The organism is Rugamonas brunnea (assembly GCF_014042345.1).
GTDB lineage: Bacteria > Pseudomonadota > Gammaproteobacteria > Burkholderiales > Burkholderiaceae_D > Rugamonas > Rugamonas brunnea.
Genome location: NZ_JACEZT010000013.1, coordinates 92150 through 109511 on the forward strand (window position 1 = coordinate 92150; position 17362 = coordinate 109511).

General features: G+C 64.5%; 14 protein-coding genes. 5 read left to right on the forward strand and 9 right to left on the reverse strand.

Going from position 1 to position 17362, the window contains the following annotated elements; translation table 11 throughout:
- The first annotated feature begins 8 nt into the window (after positions 1-8).
- Positions 9-1283, forward strand: a complete 1275-nt coding sequence (locus H3H37_RS18710; protein WP_182165309.1) for a 4-aminobutyrate--2-oxoglutarate transaminase — start codon at positions 9-11, stop codon at positions 1281-1283.
- A gap of 23 nt (positions 1284-1306) precedes the next feature.
- Entirely contained in the window at positions 1307-2761 is a 1455-nt protein-coding gene (gabD, locus tag H3H37_RS18715; protein ID WP_182165312.1) for an NADP-dependent succinate-semialdehyde dehydrogenase, read from the forward strand.
- Between the two features lie 53 nt (positions 2762-2814).
- Here the strand turns inward: gabD and H3H37_RS18720 are convergent, their stop codons facing one another.
- The 4 genes from H3H37_RS18720 to H3H37_RS18735 form a co-directional block, all read right to left on the reverse strand.
- A complete protein-coding gene (locus H3H37_RS18720; RefSeq protein ID WP_182165314.1) occupies positions 2815-3660 on the reverse strand; it encodes an ABC transporter permease in 846 nt (281 codons plus the stop codon).
- Positions 3657-4583 (reverse strand): ABC transporter permease subunit, encoded by a 927-nt coding sequence (locus H3H37_RS18725; protein WP_182165317.1) that lies wholly within the window; start codon positions 4581-4583, stop codon positions 3657-3659. Before H3H37_RS18725 ends, H3H37_RS18720 begins: the two co-directional genes overlap by 4 nt.
- A 14-nt stretch (positions 4584-4597) precedes the next feature.
- Complete coding sequence (locus tag H3H37_RS18730; RefSeq protein WP_182165320.1) at positions 4598-5746, reverse strand: ABC transporter ATP-binding protein; 1149 nt, start codon at positions 5744-5746, stop codon at positions 4598-4600.
- 106 nt (positions 5747-5852) lie between these two features.
- Positions 5853-7223: a glutamine synthetase family protein gene (locus tag H3H37_RS18735; RefSeq protein WP_182165323.1), complete on the reverse strand. Its 1371-nt coding sequence runs from the start codon at positions 7221-7223 to the stop codon at positions 5853-5855.
- An 853-nt stretch (positions 7224-8076) separates the two neighbouring features.
- Here H3H37_RS18735 and H3H37_RS18740 point away from each other — a divergent pair.
- Genes H3H37_RS18740 through H3H37_RS18750 form a run of 3 tightly spaced genes read left to right on the forward strand, consistent with a single transcriptional unit; the run spans position 8077 to position 9070 of the window.
- The gene (locus H3H37_RS18740; protein WP_182165325.1) at positions 8077-8433 is read left to right on the forward strand and encodes a hypothetical protein; all 357 of its coding nucleotides are present in this window, start codon (positions 8077-8079) and stop codon (positions 8431-8433) included.
- 44 nt (positions 8434-8477) lie between these two features.
- The gene (locus H3H37_RS18745; RefSeq protein ID WP_182165327.1) at positions 8478-8765 is read left to right on the forward strand and encodes a CopG family ribbon-helix-helix protein; all 288 of its coding nucleotides are present in this window, start codon (positions 8478-8480) and stop codon (positions 8763-8765) included.
- A 2-nt stretch (positions 8766-8767) separates the two neighbouring features.
- Entirely contained in the window at positions 8768-9070 is a 303-nt protein-coding gene (locus H3H37_RS18750; RefSeq protein WP_182165330.1) for a type II toxin-antitoxin system RelE/ParE family toxin, read from the forward strand.
- 12 nt (positions 9071-9082) lie between these two features.
- On the opposite strand, the gene H3H37_RS18755 is transcribed toward H3H37_RS18750, so the two are convergent.
- Genes H3H37_RS18755 through H3H37_RS18775 form a run of 5 tightly spaced genes read right to left on the reverse strand, consistent with a single transcriptional unit; the run spans position 9083 to position 17278 of the window.
- Complete coding sequence (locus H3H37_RS18755) at positions 9083-11809, reverse strand: nitrate reductase (RefSeq protein WP_182165332.1); 2727 nt, start codon at positions 11807-11809, stop codon at positions 9083-9085.
- Between the two features lie 28 nt (positions 11810-11837).
- The gene (locus H3H37_RS18760) at positions 11838-13049 is read right to left on the reverse strand and encodes an NAD(P)/FAD-dependent oxidoreductase (RefSeq protein WP_182165335.1); all 1212 of its coding nucleotides are present in this window, start codon (positions 13047-13049) and stop codon (positions 11838-11840) included.
- Positions 13046-13393 carry a nitrite reductase small subunit NirD gene (gene nirD / locus H3H37_RS18765; RefSeq protein WP_182165337.1) on the reverse strand — a complete coding sequence of 116 codons (348 nt, stop codon included), beginning with the start codon at positions 13391-13393 and terminating at the stop codon, positions 13046-13048. Before nirD ends, H3H37_RS18760 begins: the two co-directional genes overlap by 4 nt.
- A gap of 24 nt (positions 13394-13417) precedes the next feature.
- Entirely contained in the window at positions 13418-15946 is a 2529-nt protein-coding gene (gene nirB, locus H3H37_RS18770; protein ID WP_182165340.1) for a nitrite reductase large subunit NirB, read from the reverse strand.
- A gap of 27 nt (positions 15947-15973) precedes the next feature.
- On the reverse strand, positions 15974-17278 hold the full coding sequence (locus H3H37_RS18775; protein WP_182165343.1) for an MFS transporter: 1305 nt from the start codon (positions 17276-17278) through the stop codon (positions 15974-15976).
- Positions 17279-17362: the final 84 nt, after the last annotated feature.

Below are 17362 nucleotides of genomic sequence, written 5' to 3' on the forward strand. Positions count from 1 at the left end.
AGCAGACCATGAGCAATGCCGAACTCCAGCAACGTAAAGAAGCAGCCACCCCGCGCGGCGTGGGCGTGATGTGCCAGTTCTACGCCGAACGCGCCCTCAACTCTGAAATCTGGGACGTGGAAGGCCGCCGCTACATCGATTTCGCGGCCGGCATCGCCGTGCTCAACACGGGCCACCGCCATCCCAAGATCATGGCCGCAATCGAACAACAGATGGGCAAGTTCACCCACACCTGCTACCAGGTGGTGCCTTATGCCGGCTATGTGGAACTGGCCGAACGCATCAACGCCATCACCCCCGGCACCCACGCCAAGAAGACGGCCTTCTTCTCCAGCGGCGCTGAAGCGGTGGAAAACGCCATCAAGATCGCCCGCGCCGCCACCGGCCGCAGTGCCGTCATCGCCTTCGCCGGCGGCTTCCACGGCCGCACCATGATGGGCATGGCCCTGACAGGCAAGGTGGCGCCGTACAAGATCGGTTTCGGCCCGTTCCCGGCCGAGATCTTCCACGCGCCCTACCCCGTGCCGCTGCATGGCGTGAGCGTGGACGATGCGCTCAAGGCGCTGACCACGCTGTTCAAGGCCGACGTCGATCCGGCCCGCGTGGCGGCCATCATCCTGGAACCGGTGCAGGGCGAAGGCGGCTTCTACGTGGCGCCGCCCGAGTTCCTGCGCGCGCTGCGCGCCATCTGCGACCAGCACGGCATCCTGCTGATCGCTGACGAGATCCAAACCGGCTTCGCCCGCACCGGCAAGCTGTTCGCCATGGAGCACAGCGGCGTGGTGCCGGACCTGATGACCATCGCCAAGAGCCTGGCGGGCGGCATGCCACTGTCGGCCGTGGTGGGCCGGGCCGAGATCATGGACGCGCCGGCGCCCGGCGGCCTGGGCGGCACCTACGCCGGCAACCCACTGGCCATCGCCGCCGCGCACGCCGTGCTGGGCATCATCGAGGAAGAACAGCTGTGCCAGCGCGCCGCCGCGCTGGGCGAGAAACTGCAGGGCCGCCTGCGCGGCCTGCGCACGGCCGTGCCGCAGATCGCCGATGTGCGCGGCCTCGGTGCGATGGTCGCGGTAGAATTCAATCAGCCGGGCACGGACACGCCCGACACGGACTACACCAAGCGCGTGCAGACGCTGGCGCTGCAGCGGGGCCTGATCCTGCTGACCTGCGGCGTGTATGGCAACGTGGTGCGCTTCCTGTTCCCGCTGACCATTGGTGACGCGTTGTTTGATGAGGCTCTCGACATCCTGGAGTCGGCCATGCGCGCAGCGCAACACTGAACACCGAACACTGAAAGGCTACCATGCTTACTCTGAAAGATCCGGCGCTGCTGCGCCAGCAATGCTTCATCAACGGCGAGTGGTGCGACGCGGACAACGGCGCCACCGTCAACGTCATCAACCCCGCCACCGGACAGACGGTGGGCACCATCCCCCACATGGGCGCGGCCGAGACGGCGCGCGCCATCGACGCGGCCAACCGCGCCTGGCCCGCGTGGCGCAAGAAGTCGGCCAAGGAACGGGCCGCCGTGCTGCGCAAGTGGCATGACCTGATGCTGGAACACGCCGACGACCTGGCCCTGATCATGACCACCGAACAGGGCAAGCCGCTGGCCGAGGCGAAGGGCGAGATCGGCTATGCCGCCTCGTTCATCGAATGGTTCGCGGAAGAAGGCAAGCGCGTCAGCGGCGACACCATGCAGTCGCCATGGCCGGACCGGCGCATTGTCGTCACCAAGGAGCCGATCGGCGTGTGCGCGGCCATCACGCCGTGGAACTTCCCGTCCGCCATGATCACGCGCAAGGTCGGCCCGGCGCTGGCGGCCGGTTGCCCCATCATCGTCAAACCGGCCGAACTGACGCCGTTTTCGGCGCTGGCGCTGGCCGTGCTGGCCGAGCGGGCCGGCATGCCGGCCGGCGTGTTCAGCGTCCTGACGGGCGACTCGCGCGCCATCGGCGGCGAGATGACAAGCAATCCAGTGGTGCGCAAACTGAGCTTCACCGGCTCCACGGCCGTGGGCCGCCTGCTGATGCAGCAATGCGCGCCCACCATCAAGAAGCTGTCGCTGGAACTGGGTGGCAACGCGCCGTTCATCGTGTTCGACGACGCCGATTTGGATGCTGCCGTGGAAGGCGCCATCGCCTCCAAGTACCGTAACGCGGGCCAGACCTGCGTGTGTGCCAACCGCCTGTACGTGCAAGACGGGATCTACGACGCGTTCGCCGAAAAACTGGTGGCGGCCGTGGCCAAGCTCAAGGTCGGCAACGGCGTGGAGCCGGGCGTGACGCAGGGCCCGATGATCGAGGACAAGGCCGTGGTCAAGGTCGAGGAACACGTGGCCGACGCGCTGTCCAAAGGTGGCCGCCTGCTGGCCGGCGGCAAGCGCCACGCGCTCGGCCACAGCTTCTTCCAGCCGACCGTGATCGCGGACGTGACGCCGGAGATGCTGGTGGCGAAGGAAGAAACCTTCGGCCCGCTGGCGCCGCTGTTCCGCTTCAAGACGGACGAGGAAGTGATCGCCATGGCCAACGACACGGAGTTTGGTCTGGCGGCCTACTTCTATTCGCGCGACATCGGCCGCATCTGGCGCGTGGCAGAAGGGCTGGAGAGCGGCATGGTCGGGGTGAACACGGGACTGATCTCGAACGAGATCGCGCCGTTCGGCGGGGTCAAGCAATCGGGCCTGGGACGCGAAGGCTCCAAATACGGTATCGAGGACTACCTGGTCATCAAGTACATCTGCATGGGCGGCATCTGAGCCTGTTTAGCTAAATGGGCAGCCTCTGGGGGCTGCCCATTTTGTTGGTCACTTTATTCCGCCTTGGCGGCAGCCGCCACCTGCTTCTGGCGTTGCCGCTCCACGCGCGCCATCCAGAGGCTGGACGCGACCACGGCCACCGACACCACCAGGATGGTCAGCGCCGCCACGGCGTTCACACGCGGATCGAGGCCCAGGCGGGCACGCGAGAAGATCACGATCGGCATGGTCGAGGAGCCGGGGCCGGACAGGAAGGCCGACAGCACCACGTCATCGAGCGACAGCGTGAACGTGAGCAGCCACGCCGAACCCAGCGCCTGCGTGATGTTGGGCAGCGTGACGAGGAAGAACACCTGGTGCGGCTTGCAGCCCAGGTCCATGGCCGCCTCCTCCAGCGACTTGCTCATCTCCTGCAGGCGCGACTGCACCACCACCGCCGCATAGGCCATGCCCAGCAGGGTGTGCCCCAGCCAGATCGTCATCAGCCCCCGCTCCGGGAAACCGAACATCTTCTGTACCGACACCAGCATCAGCAGCAGCGACAGGCCGATGATCACTTCCGGCATCACCAGCGGCGCGCTGACCATGCCCGTGAACAGCGTGCGGCCGTGGAAGCGCTGGTAGCGGTTCATCACGAACGCGGCAAAGGTGCCGAGGATGACGGAGGCGAACGCCGTCAGCACGGCGATTCGCAGCGACAGGCCGAAGCCGGAGATGATCTCGGTGTCGTTCATCAATTCGCCGTACCACTTGGTGGAGAAACCGCTCCACACCATGTCCTGGCGCGAGCTGTTAAACGAGAACACCACCAGCACCACGATGGGCAGGTACAGGAACACATAGCCCAGCGACAGCCAGCCGCGCCCGAACCAGCGTTGGATAAAATTCTGTCCGTTCATGCGCGCCCCGCCATCTGTTGTTCCGCCTTGTACTTGTTGAAGATCGCCATCGGCACCAGGATCAGCAGGATCACCACCACCGTCACCGACGAGGCCATCGGCCAGTCGTTATTGGTGAAGAATTCATCCCACAGCACGTGGCCGATCATCAGCGTTTCCGGTCCGCCCAGCAGTTCCGGAATCACGTACTCGCCCACGGCGGGAATGAAAACCAGCATGGAGCCGGCGATGATGCCGGACTTCGACAGCGGCACCGTGATGCGCCAGAAGGTTTGCATGGGCGTGGCGCCCAGGTCGGCCGCCGCCTCCAGGAAGCGCACATCCATCTTCACCAGGTTGGCGTACAGCGGCAGGATCATGAACGGCAGGTAGGCGTACACCATGCCGATGATGAGCGAGAACTGGGTGTTCATCAGGTGCAGCGGTTCCGTGATGGCGCCCACGCTGATCAGGAAGTGGTTCAGGATGCCGTTGTTGGCCAGGATGCCCTTCCACGCGTAGATGCGCAGCAGGAAGGAGGTCCAGAACGGCAGCATCACCATCATCATCAGCACCGGCCGCACGGTCGGTTTGGCGCGCGCCATGAAGTAGGCGAACGGGTAGCCGATCAACAGGCACAGGATGGTCGTGATGGCGGCGAACTTGATCGAGCTCAGATACGTCAGGCTGTACAAGTCGTCCTGCGCGATGAACAGGTAGTTCGAGATTTTCAGCTTGAACGTGATCACGCCGTCCACCAGCGTCATCAGGGTGCCGAACGGGTTGGTCGCATCCGGTTCCGTGAAGCTGATGCGCATCACGATCAGGAACGGCACCAGGAAGGCGCACACCAGCCAGAAGAACGGCACGGCGATCACCAGCCGGCGGCCCGTGATCCAGCGCAGCGTGAACACGTGCAGCAGCTTGTCGAGCAAAGTTTTCATGGCCTCGCTCCGCGTCAGCTGGTGAGCACGACGACGTCGGCGCCATCCCACCACGCATACACGCGCTGATCGCGGCGCAGCGCCGTGTCGTCATGGCGGGCCGCGTTGGTGCGCGAGACCTTCAGTTCCATGCCGCTGTCGAGCTTCACGTGGTAGCGCGTCTCGTTGCCGAAGTAGGCCATGGCCGTGACCACACCCTGCACGCAGTTGTAGCCATGCTCGCCCGCGTGGGCGCGCTGTTCGGGCGTGGGTTCTTCCGCTTGCAGGCAGATCTTCTCGGGTCGCACGGCCACCGAGACGGGCATGTTGTCCGTGCCCGTGATGCCGTGGGTGACGTAGTGCCGGCACTCGGGCGAGTCGATGACCACGTGGTCCGGCTGGTCGTCCGCCACGCGGCCGTCGAACAGGTTGACGCTGCCGATGAAGTCGGCCACGAAGCGGCAGTTGGGCGTCTCGTAGATCTCGCCCGGCTTGCCCACCTGGAGGATGCGGCCCTCGCTCATGACAGCGATGCGGGTGGCCATGCTCATGGCTTCGTCCTGGTCGTGGGTCACCATCACGCAGGTCACGCCGACCTGCTCGATGATGTTGACCAGTTCCATCTGGGTGCGCTCGCGCAGTTTCTTGTCCAGCGCGCCGAGCGGTTCATCCAGCAGCAGCAACTGCGGACGCTTGGCCAGGCTGCGCGCCAGCGCCACGCGCTGCTGCTGGCCGCCCGACAGCTGGTGCGGTTTGCGCTTGCCGTAGGCCTTCAACTGCACCAGGTCCAGCATCTGGTCCACGCGCTGCGCCACTTCGTCCTTGGGCAGGCCGTCGCGGCGCAGGCCGAAGGCGATGTTGTCCCACACGGTCAGGTGCGGGAACAGGGCGTAGGACTGGAACATCATGTTGATCGGGCGCTCGTAGGGCGGCACGTTGATGATGTCCTTGCCGGCCAGTTCGATCTGGCCCGAGGTGGGCGTCTCAAAGCCGGCCAGCATGCGCAGCAGCGTCGATTTGCCGCAGCCGGAGCTGCCCAGCAGCGCGAAGATCTCACCCTTGTCGATCGCGACCGACACATCGTTGACGGCCCTCACGCCATCGAATTCCTTGACCAGGTTACGTATCAACAGAAAAGGCTGGCCGGATTCGCCTTTGGCGGCGGCAGGTCGGTCTATGGTCATAGTGTCAAAATATAAAATTTATAAGAGAGACAGCGTATGGCAGGCCGGTCGCGGGCCGCCGTTGTGGACAACCCGTGATTATAGATGGAGCGCGGAGGATGGGGAATCAGACATGCAACAACAAATGCTCGCGCTCCCACGGGCTGATGACGGTCATGAACTCGCGGTGCTCCAGTTCCTTGATGGCCGCGTAGACATCGATGAAGCGCTCGCCCAGCACGTCGCGCAGGCGCTCCTCGGAACGCAGCAGTTGCAACGCCTCCGGCAGGCCCTGGGGCAGCTCCTGCGGGTGGTTGTAGGCACTGTCGACCGTCATCGGCGTCGGCTCGATCTGCTCGATCATGCCCAGGTAGCCGCAGGCCAGCGTGACGGCCATCGCCAGGTAGGGATTGGCGTCCGCGCCGATGATGCGGTTCTCCACGCGCCGCTCCTGCACGCCGGAGATGGGCACGCGAAAGCCCACCGTGCGGTTGTCCATGCCCCACTGGACGTTGATGGGCGCGGCCGTGTGGCGCACGATGCGGCGGTAGGAATTCACGTACGGCGCCATGATGGCCATGCAGGCCGGCGTGTAGCGCTGCAGGCCCCCGATGTAATGGCGGAACAGCGTGGAGGGCGCGCCGTCGGCGTCGCTGAAGATGTTGCGGCAGGTGGCCGCATCGGCCACGCTCTGGTGCACATGCATGGCCGAACCGGGCTCGCCGCCCATCGGTTTGGCCATGAAGGTGGCGTACATCTTGTGCTTGAGGGCCGCCTCGCGCAGCGTGCGTTTGAAGTAGAACACCTTGTCGGCCAGCGCCAGCGCGTCGCCGTGCTGGAAGTTCAGGCCCATCTGGCCGGCGCCTGTCTCGTGGATCAGGGTATCCACGTCCAGGTTCATCATGTCGCAGTAGTCGTAGATGTCCTCGAACAGCGGATCGAATTCGTTGACGGCGTCGATGCTGTAGACCTGGCGCGACGTCTCAGCGCGGCCGCTGCGGCCCACGGGCGCCTTGAGCGGCAGGTCGGGATCGATGTTCTGCTCCGTCAGGTAGAACTCCAGTTCCGGCGCCACCACGGGCTTCCAGCCGCGGTCAGCGTACAGACGCAATACGCGGCGCAGCACGGAGCGGGGCGCAAAATCGACCAGCGTGCCATCGGAGAAATAGCAATCGTGGATCACCTGCGCCGTGGGGTCCGTGGCCCAGGGAACGGTGGTGATGGTGGTGGGGTCGGCCCGCAGGATCATGTCGCGGTCGGTGCTGGAGATGGCGCGGTCGTAGGCGGCATCCTCAGTCGGGTAATTGCCCGTCACCGTCATGCCCAGCACGGCCTCGGGGATGCGCATGCCACGGTCCTGCGTGAACTTGGTGCGCGGCAGAATCTTCCCGCGCGCCACGCCCGTTAAGTCGGGCACCAGGCATTCAATTTCGGTGACGCGTTTATCGTTGAGCCACTGATCCATGTCGGCATCAGTGAAATTGTCGCGGATGGGCATTTGTACTCTCGACAGGCATGATCTGGCGATCGATGAGCTAATTTACCATATTTCAAATTACCCTATTTCAGGATGGTGCGAGATTTGCTCCACCAACGCGAACACTTAAAAAGTCGAGCAGTTGAAGCGGCAGGCCGGTCTGCAACGGCCAGAAGCGGAAGTCGCCGCAGCGACCTCCGCCTTTTTTCCCATCAAAGCCATTGGATCAGTGTGACTGATGCAAGCATGCCGCATCGTACTGGGAAACGCTGACGGGATTTTTCGAGTTTTGCGGCTGCTGCCCGGCATACACCGTTCCGGCATGGCCGTCAGGATTAAACGCCGAGCCAGGTGCCATTGCGGCATTGCCCGGTGTATTCGGTGCGCTCAAACTACCGCAGCTGGCGTTGGGTTGTCCCGTTTGCGGGGCTGGTTGCGGGGGCGCCGTCCTCGGTGCCGGTGCGGTAACGGCTTGCGTTCTTGCCGTGAACGTCGGCATGGTTGTTCGTGGCACGGCCAACGGGGCGCCGCCATGCGGGCTGGGAGCGCCTGCGACGGCCGTTGTGGCTATTGTCAGTGCCACTGACATCGTGAGTAATAACTTCATGGCAAACCTCATTAAAGGACTGGACCCTGCAAGTCACCATGGTTCATCCGGCCAGGGTATTGCCGAATGGGGGCATACAGTACATCCCGTTGCACGATACGATGGTTCTCAGCCGTTTTCCTAACGTGGCGTACCGCTGCCAAAGCCACACATCGCAAAATTCAACTGCGTGAGAATCTGAGCGGGTTTAATGAATGCAAACTGTTATGATGTCATTTATGCAACTCGCAGTAGGGAAACTTAGAATGTTTTTTGGGGAAGGTATTGATGAGCAAAGTCACGACCGGACTCATAGGAATATCCAGCGCCGCTATTACCTTCGTCGTTGCCTTTGCTAACCACGCGGGCCTTGAGAATTTCCCTGGAATTGTCAGGTTGGTAGCTATCGTGTTGTCGGCATTGGCAATAGGACTAATTCAGGGATTTTTTGTACAACGTGCCAGGCATAGAACCATAGCTATAGGCGCATTTTTCGGCCTATTGATATTGTGGTCGCCAGTCATTGTCATGACCTACGGATTTGCTTTAATGGGGCTGCCGTTCCTGGCTGCCTTTGCTATCCTCGTATTCTTCGGGGCAAAGGCTGGCGCCAATTTGAGACTGAAGTCTTGCTGGTCCGTATAGCACTCAGGGAGTGTGCTACATTTGTCCCACTAACGGAGACTCCCATGTCCACTACGACCACGATCCGCTTACCGAAGGAGCTGAAGGCGCGGATCGCCAGCGCCGCCGAGCGCACCGGCAAAACCACCCACAGCTTGATACTGGAAGCCATCACGGAAAAAGCCGAGCTGGAAGAACGACGGGCCGACATGGACACCGAGGCCGACGCCCGCTTCGCACGGATCGCCGCCACAGGCGAAACCATACCGTGGGCCGATATGCGACGCTATCTTGAAGATCACGTAGCGGGCCGGCCGGCAACGCCCCCCACGGCAAAGAAGAAACCTGGCTAAACGTGGCGCAAGTCGAGCTTGCACCTGAAATTTTCGAAGACTTCAGCCGCATCCTTGCGTATCTGGAGCGACACCAAATCGCCGACGGCCCCGCGCGGATTGTGGAAATCATGCATGCCATCGACGTACTGGCTCACAATCCGCTGATCGGCAGAGCAGTTGCCAACGGCAAGCGCGAATTGGTGATAGGCCGAAAAGGACAAGGCTACCTTGCCCTCTACCACTACGTGGACGCGATTGACACGGTGTTCGTCCTGGCCGTGCGCAGCCAACGGGAAGCTGGCTACGCGCGGCACGCGCCCTGACGATGTTCGTCCTCAGGCCGCCCGCTCCTCCGCCACCGCCACCCGCGTTTCCACCAGCAGCTTCTTGATCTCCGGGACGCAGGAGCCGCAGTTGCCGCCCGCCTTCAGACAGGACGTCACCTGGGCCACCGTCTGCAGATCCTGCTGCACGATGGCGTTGCAGATGGTGTTGCGGCCCACGCCGAAGCACGAGCACACGGTCGGTCCCGTATCGGCGCCCTTCTCCACCGGCTGGCCCACCAGCAGGCCCACGCGGTCGATCTCGCTCAACTGCTCTTTGGAGAACAGGCCGGCCAGCCACGCGCGCGAGGGCATGTCCTGGCGCGGAGACAGGAAGATGCACTGGTCAATCTGGTCGTCCACCAAATGCACGGCGCGGTACACGCCGGCGCTGCGGTCTTCGTATTCCAGCCAGTCGGCCTGCTCGCCCTGCACGCCCAGCAGGTCGCGCGCCCAGCTGGCGAAATCGGCGATGTTCTGGCGTCCGGCCAGTTCGTAGCGGGCGAAGTCGCGACCCTGGATGCGGGTCCAGTGGGCCACGCTGTCGAGGTTCAATTCGCTGCGGCTCAGGATGAAGCCGTGCCAGTTCAGCCGGAACTGCTCCACCCGCACCGGCGTGTGCTTGAATTCCGGTTCGCCCGACACGGGATCGACCACCGGGTTCACCAGCGCGCCCACGCGCGCGTCGGACGCCGTCTGGCCGTTCCAGTGGATGGGGATGAACACGCTGCCGCGCGCGATGCCGCCGCCGTGCTGCACGCGCGCCACCATCGAGCCCCAGGCAGTGCTGATGCGCGCCAGCTCGCCGGCGCGCACGCCGTGCAGCAGCGCATCTTGCGGGTGCATGTCGACGAACGATTCGGCGATGTGGTCGGCCAGCTTGGGTGCCTTGCCGGTGCGCGTCATGGTGTGCCAATGGTCGCGCACGCGGCCCGTGTTGAGCGCCAGCGGATAGTCTTCACATATCGTATTGACGGGCAGGCGTGGCGTGACGGCGATGAAGCGCGCCTTGCCGTCCGCATGGGCGTAGCGGCCGTCGCCGAACAGGCGGGCCTGGCCCAGCAGGTCGCCGGAATCGAGCCGCGTCACCGGCCACTGCACGGGCTCCAGCGCGTCGTAAGCCTTTCCGTCCATTCCGGCCAGTGCGCCGATGTTGAACGCGCGTGGCACATCGTCCACCGCGTTGCGGTAGCCGCTCAGGCGTGCGTGCTCGTCGAAGATCTCATGCGCGCTGTTGAAGTCGAAACCGGCGTAACCCATGCGCTGGGCGAAGCGGCACAAAATCTGCCAGTCGGGCAGCGCTTCGCCGGGCGCCGGCAGGAAGGCGCGCTGGCGCGAGATGCGGCGCTCGGAGTTGGTGACCGTGCCATCCTTCTCGCCCCAGCCCAGCGCCGGCAGCAGCACGTGGGCGCATGCGTTGGTGTCGGTGTTTTGCATGATATCGGTGGCCACCACCAGTTCGCACTTTTCCAGCGCGCGGCGGGCCTGGTCCGCGTCCGGCAGGCTGACCAGCGGGTTGGTGGCGATGATCCACACGGCCTTGACCTTGCCGTCCTCGATGGCGCGGAACAGGTCCACCGCCTTCAGGCCGGCCTTGTCGGCCATGCGCGGCGATTCCCAGAACGTCTGCACCAGTTCGCGGTGCTCGCCGCGCTCCAGATCCATGTGGGCGGCCAGCATGTTGGCCAGCCCGCCCACTTCGCGTCCGCCCATCGCGTTGGGCTGGCCCGTGATCGAAAACGGCCCCATGCCGGGCTGGCCGATGCGGCCGCCGAGCAGGTGGCAGTTGATGATGCTGTTGACTTTGTCCGTGCCGGCCGAGGACTGGTTCACGCCCATCGAGAACGCCGTCACCACCTTGGCAGTGGCCGCGAACGATTCGTAGAACTCCATCAGCACCGGCAGTTCGATGCGGCACTTGCGGGCCACGGCGGCAGGGTCGGCGCAATCGACATCGGCCGCTGCCACCGCTTCAGCCATGCCGTTGGTGTGGCGGGCGACGAAATCGGCGTCCACCGCGCCGTTGCGGGCCAGGTAGCTGAGCAAGCCGTTGAACAGCCACACGTCCGTGCCCTGCTTGACGGACAGGTGCAGGTCGGCCAGTTCGCAGGTGGCCGTGCGGCGCGGGTCGATCACCACCAGCTTCACGTGCGGACGGGTCTCCTTGATGCGCGCGATGCGCTGGAACAGGATGGGATGGCACCAGGCCGTGTTGGAGCCCACCAGCACCACCATGTCGGCCAGTTCCAGATCCTCATAGCTGACCGGTACCAGGTCTTCGCCGAACGCGCGCTTGTGGCCGGCCACGGCCGACGACATGCACAGGCGCGAGTTGGTGTCGATGTTGGCGCTGCCCACGTAGCCCTTCATCAGCTTGTTGGCGACGTAGTAGTCCTCGGTCAGCAACTGGCCCGACACGTAGAACGCCACCGCGTCCGGCCCATGCTCGGCAATGATGTCCTGCCACTGCCCGGCCACCCGGTCCAGCGCCGCATCCCACGACACCTGGCGCAGCGCACCGTCCTCGCGCACCTGCGGGTGCAGCAGGCGGCCTTCCAGTCCCAGCGTTTCGCCCAGGGCCGAGCCCTTGACGCACAGCTTGCCGAAGTTGGCGGGATGGTTGCTATCGCCGGCGATATCAATGCCGCCGTCGCCCTTGGGCGTGGCCTTGACGCCGCAACCCACGCCGCAATAAGCGCAGGTGGTGCGGACAGAGAGAGGTTCGAGTGACAGGTTCACGATTGTTTCCAGTTCAGGCTAGGCCAGTTCAAGCGGCGGCGCACAGCGCTTCGCCGAACAGCAGATGATGGCGGATAGGCCCGATATCGGTGCCTTTCTGGATCAGGCCGAAGTACCACGGCCCGTCTTGCACGTCGCCGTACAGCACGGCCCCGGCGACGCGGTTGTCCTTCAATACCAGGCGCTTGTAGACGCCGCGCTTGGCGTCGCGCAGCACCAGGTCTTCGCTGCCTTCGCCGCCGATGAAATCACCGACCGAGTACAGGTCCACGCCCGTCACCTTGAGGCGGGTGGGCGAGGTTTGCTGCACGTAGCGGCGGTGACCGGCGCCGGCCAGGTGGGCGCCGCACACGCGCGCCTGTTCCCAGATCGGCGCCACCAGGCCGAAGGTGGCGCTGCGGTGCTGCACGCATTCGCCCACGGCGTACACGCGCGGGTCGTAGGTCTGCAGCGTGTCGTCCACCACGATGGCCCGTTCGCAGTGCAGGCCCGAGGCCTTGGCCAGTTCGATGTTGGGGCGCACGCCGGCCGTCATCACCACCAGGTCGGCGGGAATTTCGCTGCCGTCCTTGAAGCGCACGGCCGTCACGCGGTCCGGGCCGACGATGGCGTCCGTCTGGGCGCTCAGCATGAAGCGCAAGCCCTTCACTTCCAGCGCCTTTTGCAGCAGCTGGGCGGCCGGCTTGTCGAGCTGCTGGTTCATCAGCGCATCCGTCACGTGCACCACGGTCACCTCCATGCCCTGGCGCAGCAGGCCGTTGGCGGCCTCCAGGCCCAGCAGGCCGCCGCCGATCACCACCGCATGGCGATGGTTGCGCGACGCTTCCAGCATGGTTTCCACGTCCTGGATGTCGCGGAACGCGATCACGCCCGGCAGGTCGTGGCCCGGCACCGGGATGATGAAGGGCTTGGAGCCGGTGGCCAGCAGCAGCCGGTCGTAGCGCACTTCGCGCCCGGAGGCGGCGCGCACCACGCGCTTGCGGCGGTCGATGTGCACCACCTGGTCGCCCGCGTGCAGCGTGACGCCGTGGTCGATATACCACTGGCGCGTGTGCAGCATGATGTCGTCGATGCTCTTTTCGCCGGCCAGCACGGGCGACAGCAGGATGCGGTTGTAGTTACCGTGCGGCTCGGCGCCGAACACGGTGATGTCGTACAGGTCGGGCGCCAGCTTCTGCAGCTCCTCCACGGTGCGCATGCCCGCCATGCCGTTGCCGATGACAACCAGCGCCGGTTTCATAAACCTACCCAGACCTTTCCACCTTCGACGCGGGCGGGATAGGTGATCACCGAGTGCTCGGGCGATTCCAGGCATTCGCCCGTCTGCAGGTCGAAGTGCTGCTTGTAGATGGGCGAGGCCACCACGATGCGTTCGCCCAGGCTGCCCACCAGGCCGCGCGACAGCACGGCGGCGTGCGAGTTCGGGTCGTAGTTCTCGATGGCGAACACGCGCGGGCCGTTGTCCTCCACATGGAACACGGCGATCTGCGTGTCATTCAGCAGGGCGCACACGCCGGTGTTGGGCACGATCTCGTCGAGCGCGCAAACGGAAATCCAGTTATCGGTTTGAATGTCGCGGTGCATGGTGTTCTCCTTTGCTGTGACGGGTTAGGCTGCTTTGACTGCGATGGGAATCACGCGCTGGCGTTCTTCCGGCGTGGCCGGACGGATCTGGCCACGTTCTTCCATGAACAACACGTTCTGGTCGGCCTGGTCGCTGTTGACGAAGTGGCGGAAGCGCTTGCGCGTCTCCGGATCTTCGACGGCGGCCTTCCATTCGCAGGCGTAGGTGTTGACCACGTGCTGCATGTCCGCTTCCAGTTCGGCGGCGATGGCCAGCTTGTCGCCGATGACGACGTCCTTCAGGTAATCGAGGCCGCCTTCCAGGTTGTCGCGCCATACGCTGGTGCGCTGCAGGCGGTCGGCGGTTCGGGTGTAGAACATCAGGAAGCGGTCGATGTAGCGCACCAGCGTGGCCTTGTCCAGGTCGGAGGCGATCAGTTCGGCGTGGCGTGGCTTCATGCCGCCGTTGCCGCACACGTACAGGTTCCAGCCCTTCTCGGTGGCGATGATGCCCACGTCCTTGCCCTGCGCCTCGGCGCACTCGCGGGTGCAGCCGGACACGCCGAACTTGATCTTATGCGGCGTGCGCAAGCCCTTGTAGCGGTTCTCCAGTTCGATCGCCAGGCCGACGGAATCATCGACGCCATAACGGCACCAGGTCGAGCCCACGCACGATTTGACGGTGCGCAGCGACTTGCCGTAAGCGTGGCCCGATTCGAAACCGGCTGCGATCAGTTCTTCCCAGATCAGCGGCAGCTGCTCGACGCGGGCGCCGAACAGGTCGACCCGCTGGCCGCCCGTGATCTTGGTGTACAGGCCGTACTTCTTGGCCACGGTGCCCACGGCGATCAGGCCATCGGCCGTCACTTCGCCGCCGGCCATGCGCGGCACGACGGAGTAGGTGCCGTCCTTCTGGATGTTGCCCAGGAAGTAGTCGTTGGTGTCCTGCAGGCTGGCGTGCTCTTTTTTCAGCACGAAGTCATTCCAGCACGAAGCCAGGATGCTGGCCGCCAGCGGTTTGCACACGTCGCAGCCCAGGCCTTTGCCGTGCTGCTTGAGCAGGTCGGCGAAGGTGGTGATCTTGCCGACGCGGATCAGGTGGAACAGCTCCTGGCGCGAGTACGGGAAGTGCTCGCACACGTGGTTGTTGACGGCCATGCCCAGCTTCTTCATCTCCGACTTCATGATCTGCGTGACCAGCGGCACGCAGCCGCCGCAGGCCGTGCCGGCGCCGGTGCAGGACTTCAGCTCACCGATGCTGGTGGCGCCGCCGCCCACGGCGTCGCACAGCGCGCCCTTGGAGACGGCGTTGCACGAGCAGATCTGGGCGCTGGCCGGCAGCGCGTCCACGCCCAGGCCGGGCTTGGCCTTGCCGTCGGACTGCGGCAGGATCAGGAACTCGGGCGACTCGGGCAGCTCTATCTTATTGAGCATCATTTGCAGCAGCGTGCCGTATTCGCTGGCGTCGCCCACCATCACGCCGCCCAGCAGGTATTTGCCGCAGTCGGACACGACGATCTTCTTGTAGATCTGTTTGCGCTCGTCCGTGAACTGGTAGGAGCGGCTGCCTTCCACCTTGCCGTGCGGGTCGCCGATGCTGGCCACGTCCACGCCCATCAGTTTGAGCTTGGTGCTCATGTCGGCGCCCGTGAACTCCGCCTCGTGCTCGCCCATCAGGTGCTTGGCGGCGATGCGGGCCATGTCGTAGCCAGGCGCCACCAGGCCAAACACCTGGCCGTTCCACAGCGCGCATTCGCCGATGGCGTAGATGTCCGGGTCCGAGGTCAGGCACTGGTTGTTGATCGAGATGCCGCCGCGCGGGCCGATGGCCAGGCCGCTTTCGCGCGCCAGGTGGTCGCGTGGGCGGATGCCAGCCGAGAACACGATCATGTCCGTGTCCAGGTGGGTGCCGTCGGCGAACTCCATGCGGTGGGTGCCATCTTCGCCATCGACGATGGCGGTGGTGTTCTTGCCCGTGTGGACGGTCACGCCCAGGTCTTCGATCTTCTGGCGCAGCACGCGCGCGCCGGCATCATCGACCTGCACCGCCATCAGGCGCGGCGCGAATTCGACCACGTGGGTTTCCAGGTTCATGTCGCGCAGGGCCTTCGCGCATTCCAGGCCCAGGAGGCCGCCGCCGATCACCACGCCAGTCTTCGAGCGCTTGCCGCAGGCCAGCATGCCTTCCAGGTCTTCGATGGTGCGGTAGACGAAGCAGTCCTTGCGGTCCTTGCCCGGCAGTTGCGGCACGAACGGATAGGAGCCGGTGGCGATCACCAGCTTATCGTACTCCAGCACTTCACCGCTGCGCACGGTGACGGTCTTCTCCGCGCGGTCGATGGCGACCGCGCGGGTGTTCAGTTTGAGCAGCAGGTTGCCGCGTTCAAAGAAACCGGCCGGCACCAGCGACAGCTGTTCGGCCGTGGTTCCCGAGAAGTACTCGGACAGGTGAACGCGGTCGTAGGCCGGACGTGGCTCTTCGGACAGCACGGTCACGTGCAGATCGCTGCTGTCACCCAGCGTTTCCAGGAATTTTTGGCCGACCATACCGTGGCCGATGACGATGATTTTCATGATGCGGTTCCTTATGCTCGATGTCATTTATGCTGCGATCTTGGATGGCATGGCCGCCGATTCCATGGCTTCGCTGGAGAAGCGGGCCGCCAGCGCGCACAGCGCCGAGATCGCCACCACCACGCCCAGGACGCTCAGGGTTTGCTGCGTGTTGCCCAGGCCCTTCATCAGGAAGCCCGCGGCGACGGCGCCCACGTTGCCGCCGGCGCCGATGATGCCGGCCACGCCGCCCAGGGCGCGCTTGTCGACGAACGGCACCAGCGCGTAGGTGGCGCCGCAAGCCATGTGGGTGAACAGGCCGAAGGTCAACATGGCGATCACGGCGTAGGTGGCGCCGTCGGCGTTGGCGAACCACAGCAGGCCGGCGCCTTCGCCGATCATCATCACGAACAGCAGCGTGACGCGGCTGTTCAGGTCACCGCGCAGGGCGGCCTTGTCGGAGATCCAGCCGCCCAGGGCGCGGGCGAACAGGGCCAGCAGGCCGAACGTGCCGGCAGCCAGGCCGGCCGACTTGATGGAGAAGCCGAAGTGGTCGACGTAGTAGGTGGCGGCGATGTTGTGGATGAAGATCTCGATGCCGAAGCAGGCGCCGTAGGTGATGAACAGCATCCACACGCGGTGGTTGACGGCGGCCAGCTTGAAGCTGTCCCAGCCACCTTTCTTGCCGCCTTCGATAGGAATGCCGGCGGCGCGCATGTCGCTGTAGTTGCCTTCCGGGCAGTCCTGGGTGTAACGGTAGTAGACGCCGGCCATGATGATCATCAGCACGCCCGGCACGATCAGGGCGGCGCGCCAGCCCATGGTCTCGCTCACGCCGGCCATCACCATGGCGCCCATCAGCAGCGGCATGGCTGCTTGCGCCGCGCCACCGCCGGCATTGCCCCAACCGGCCGAAGCCGCGTTGGCCGTGCCCACCACTTTCGGTGCGAACATGACCGAGGTGTGGTACTGGGTGATTACGAAGCTGGCGCCCACGGCGCCGATGCCGAGGCGGAACAGCAGGAAGCTTTCATAGCTCTGGGCGAAGGCCACGCCGATCACGGGGATGGCGCCCAGCAGCAGCAGGCCGGTGTAGGTCTTGCGCGGGCCGAAGTGGTCGCACAGCGGGCCGACGATCAGGCGCACGATGATGGTGATGGCGACGGCCGCGATGTTGATATTGGCGATCTGCGCCACGCTGAGGTGGAACTCGCCTTTAATCACAGGCATCAGCGGTGCGCAGGCGAACCACGCGAAGAAGCAGACGAAGAACGCCATCCAGGTCAGGTGGAAGGCCCGCATCGGCGGGGTGGAGATCGAGAAAAGCTTGATGCTGTTAGCTTTGCTGGTCATTTTTATTTTCCTGTTAAGAAAATGCAAACGGCGCCCGCCCCACTCCGGTCAAAAGACCAGGTTGGGCGGACGCCGTTGTCCTGC

Bases quoted from the DNA above. Each gene is read 5' to 3' on its own strand.
- H3H37_RS18710 (WP_182165309.1), top strand. From the start codon at position 9: ATGAGCAATGCCGAACTCCAGCAACGTAAAGAAGCAGCCACCCCGCGC.
- gabD (WP_182165312.1), top strand. From the start codon at position 1,307: ATGCTTACTCTGAAAGATCCGGCGCTGCTGCGCCAGCAATGCTTCATC.
- H3H37_RS18720 (WP_182165314.1), bottom strand. From the start codon at position 3,660: ATGAACGGACAGAATTTTATCCAACGCTGGTTCGGGCGCGGCTGGCTG.
- H3H37_RS18725 (WP_182165317.1), bottom strand. From the start codon at position 4,583: ATGAAAACTTTGCTCGACAAGCTGCTGCACGTGTTCACGCTGCGCTGG.
- H3H37_RS18730 (WP_182165320.1), bottom strand. From the start codon at position 5,746: ATGACCATAGACCGACCTGCCGCCGCCAAAGGCGAATCCGGCCAGCCT.
- H3H37_RS18735 (WP_182165323.1), bottom strand. From the start codon at position 7,223: ATGCCCATCCGCGACAATTTCACTGATGCCGACATGGATCAGTGGCTC.
- H3H37_RS18740 (WP_182165325.1), top strand. From the start codon at position 8,077: ATGAGCAAAGTCACGACCGGACTCATAGGAATATCCAGCGCCGCTATT.
- H3H37_RS18745 (WP_182165327.1), top strand. From the start codon at position 8,478: ATGTCCACTACGACCACGATCCGCTTACCGAAGGAGCTGAAGGCGCGG.
- H3H37_RS18760 (WP_182165335.1), bottom strand. From the start codon at position 13,049: ATGAAACCGGCGCTGGTTGTCATCGGCAACGGCATGGCGGGCATGCGC.
- nirD (WP_182165337.1), bottom strand. From the start codon at position 13,393: ATGCACCGCGACATTCAAACCGATAACTGGATTTCCGTTTGCGCGCTC.
- nirB (WP_182165340.1), bottom strand. From the start codon at position 15,946: ATGAAAATCATCGTCATCGGCCACGGTATGGTCGGCCAAAAATTCCTG.
- H3H37_RS18775 (WP_182165343.1), bottom strand. From the start codon at position 17,278: ATGACCAGCAAAGCTAACAGCATCAAGCTTTTCTCGATCTCCACCCCG.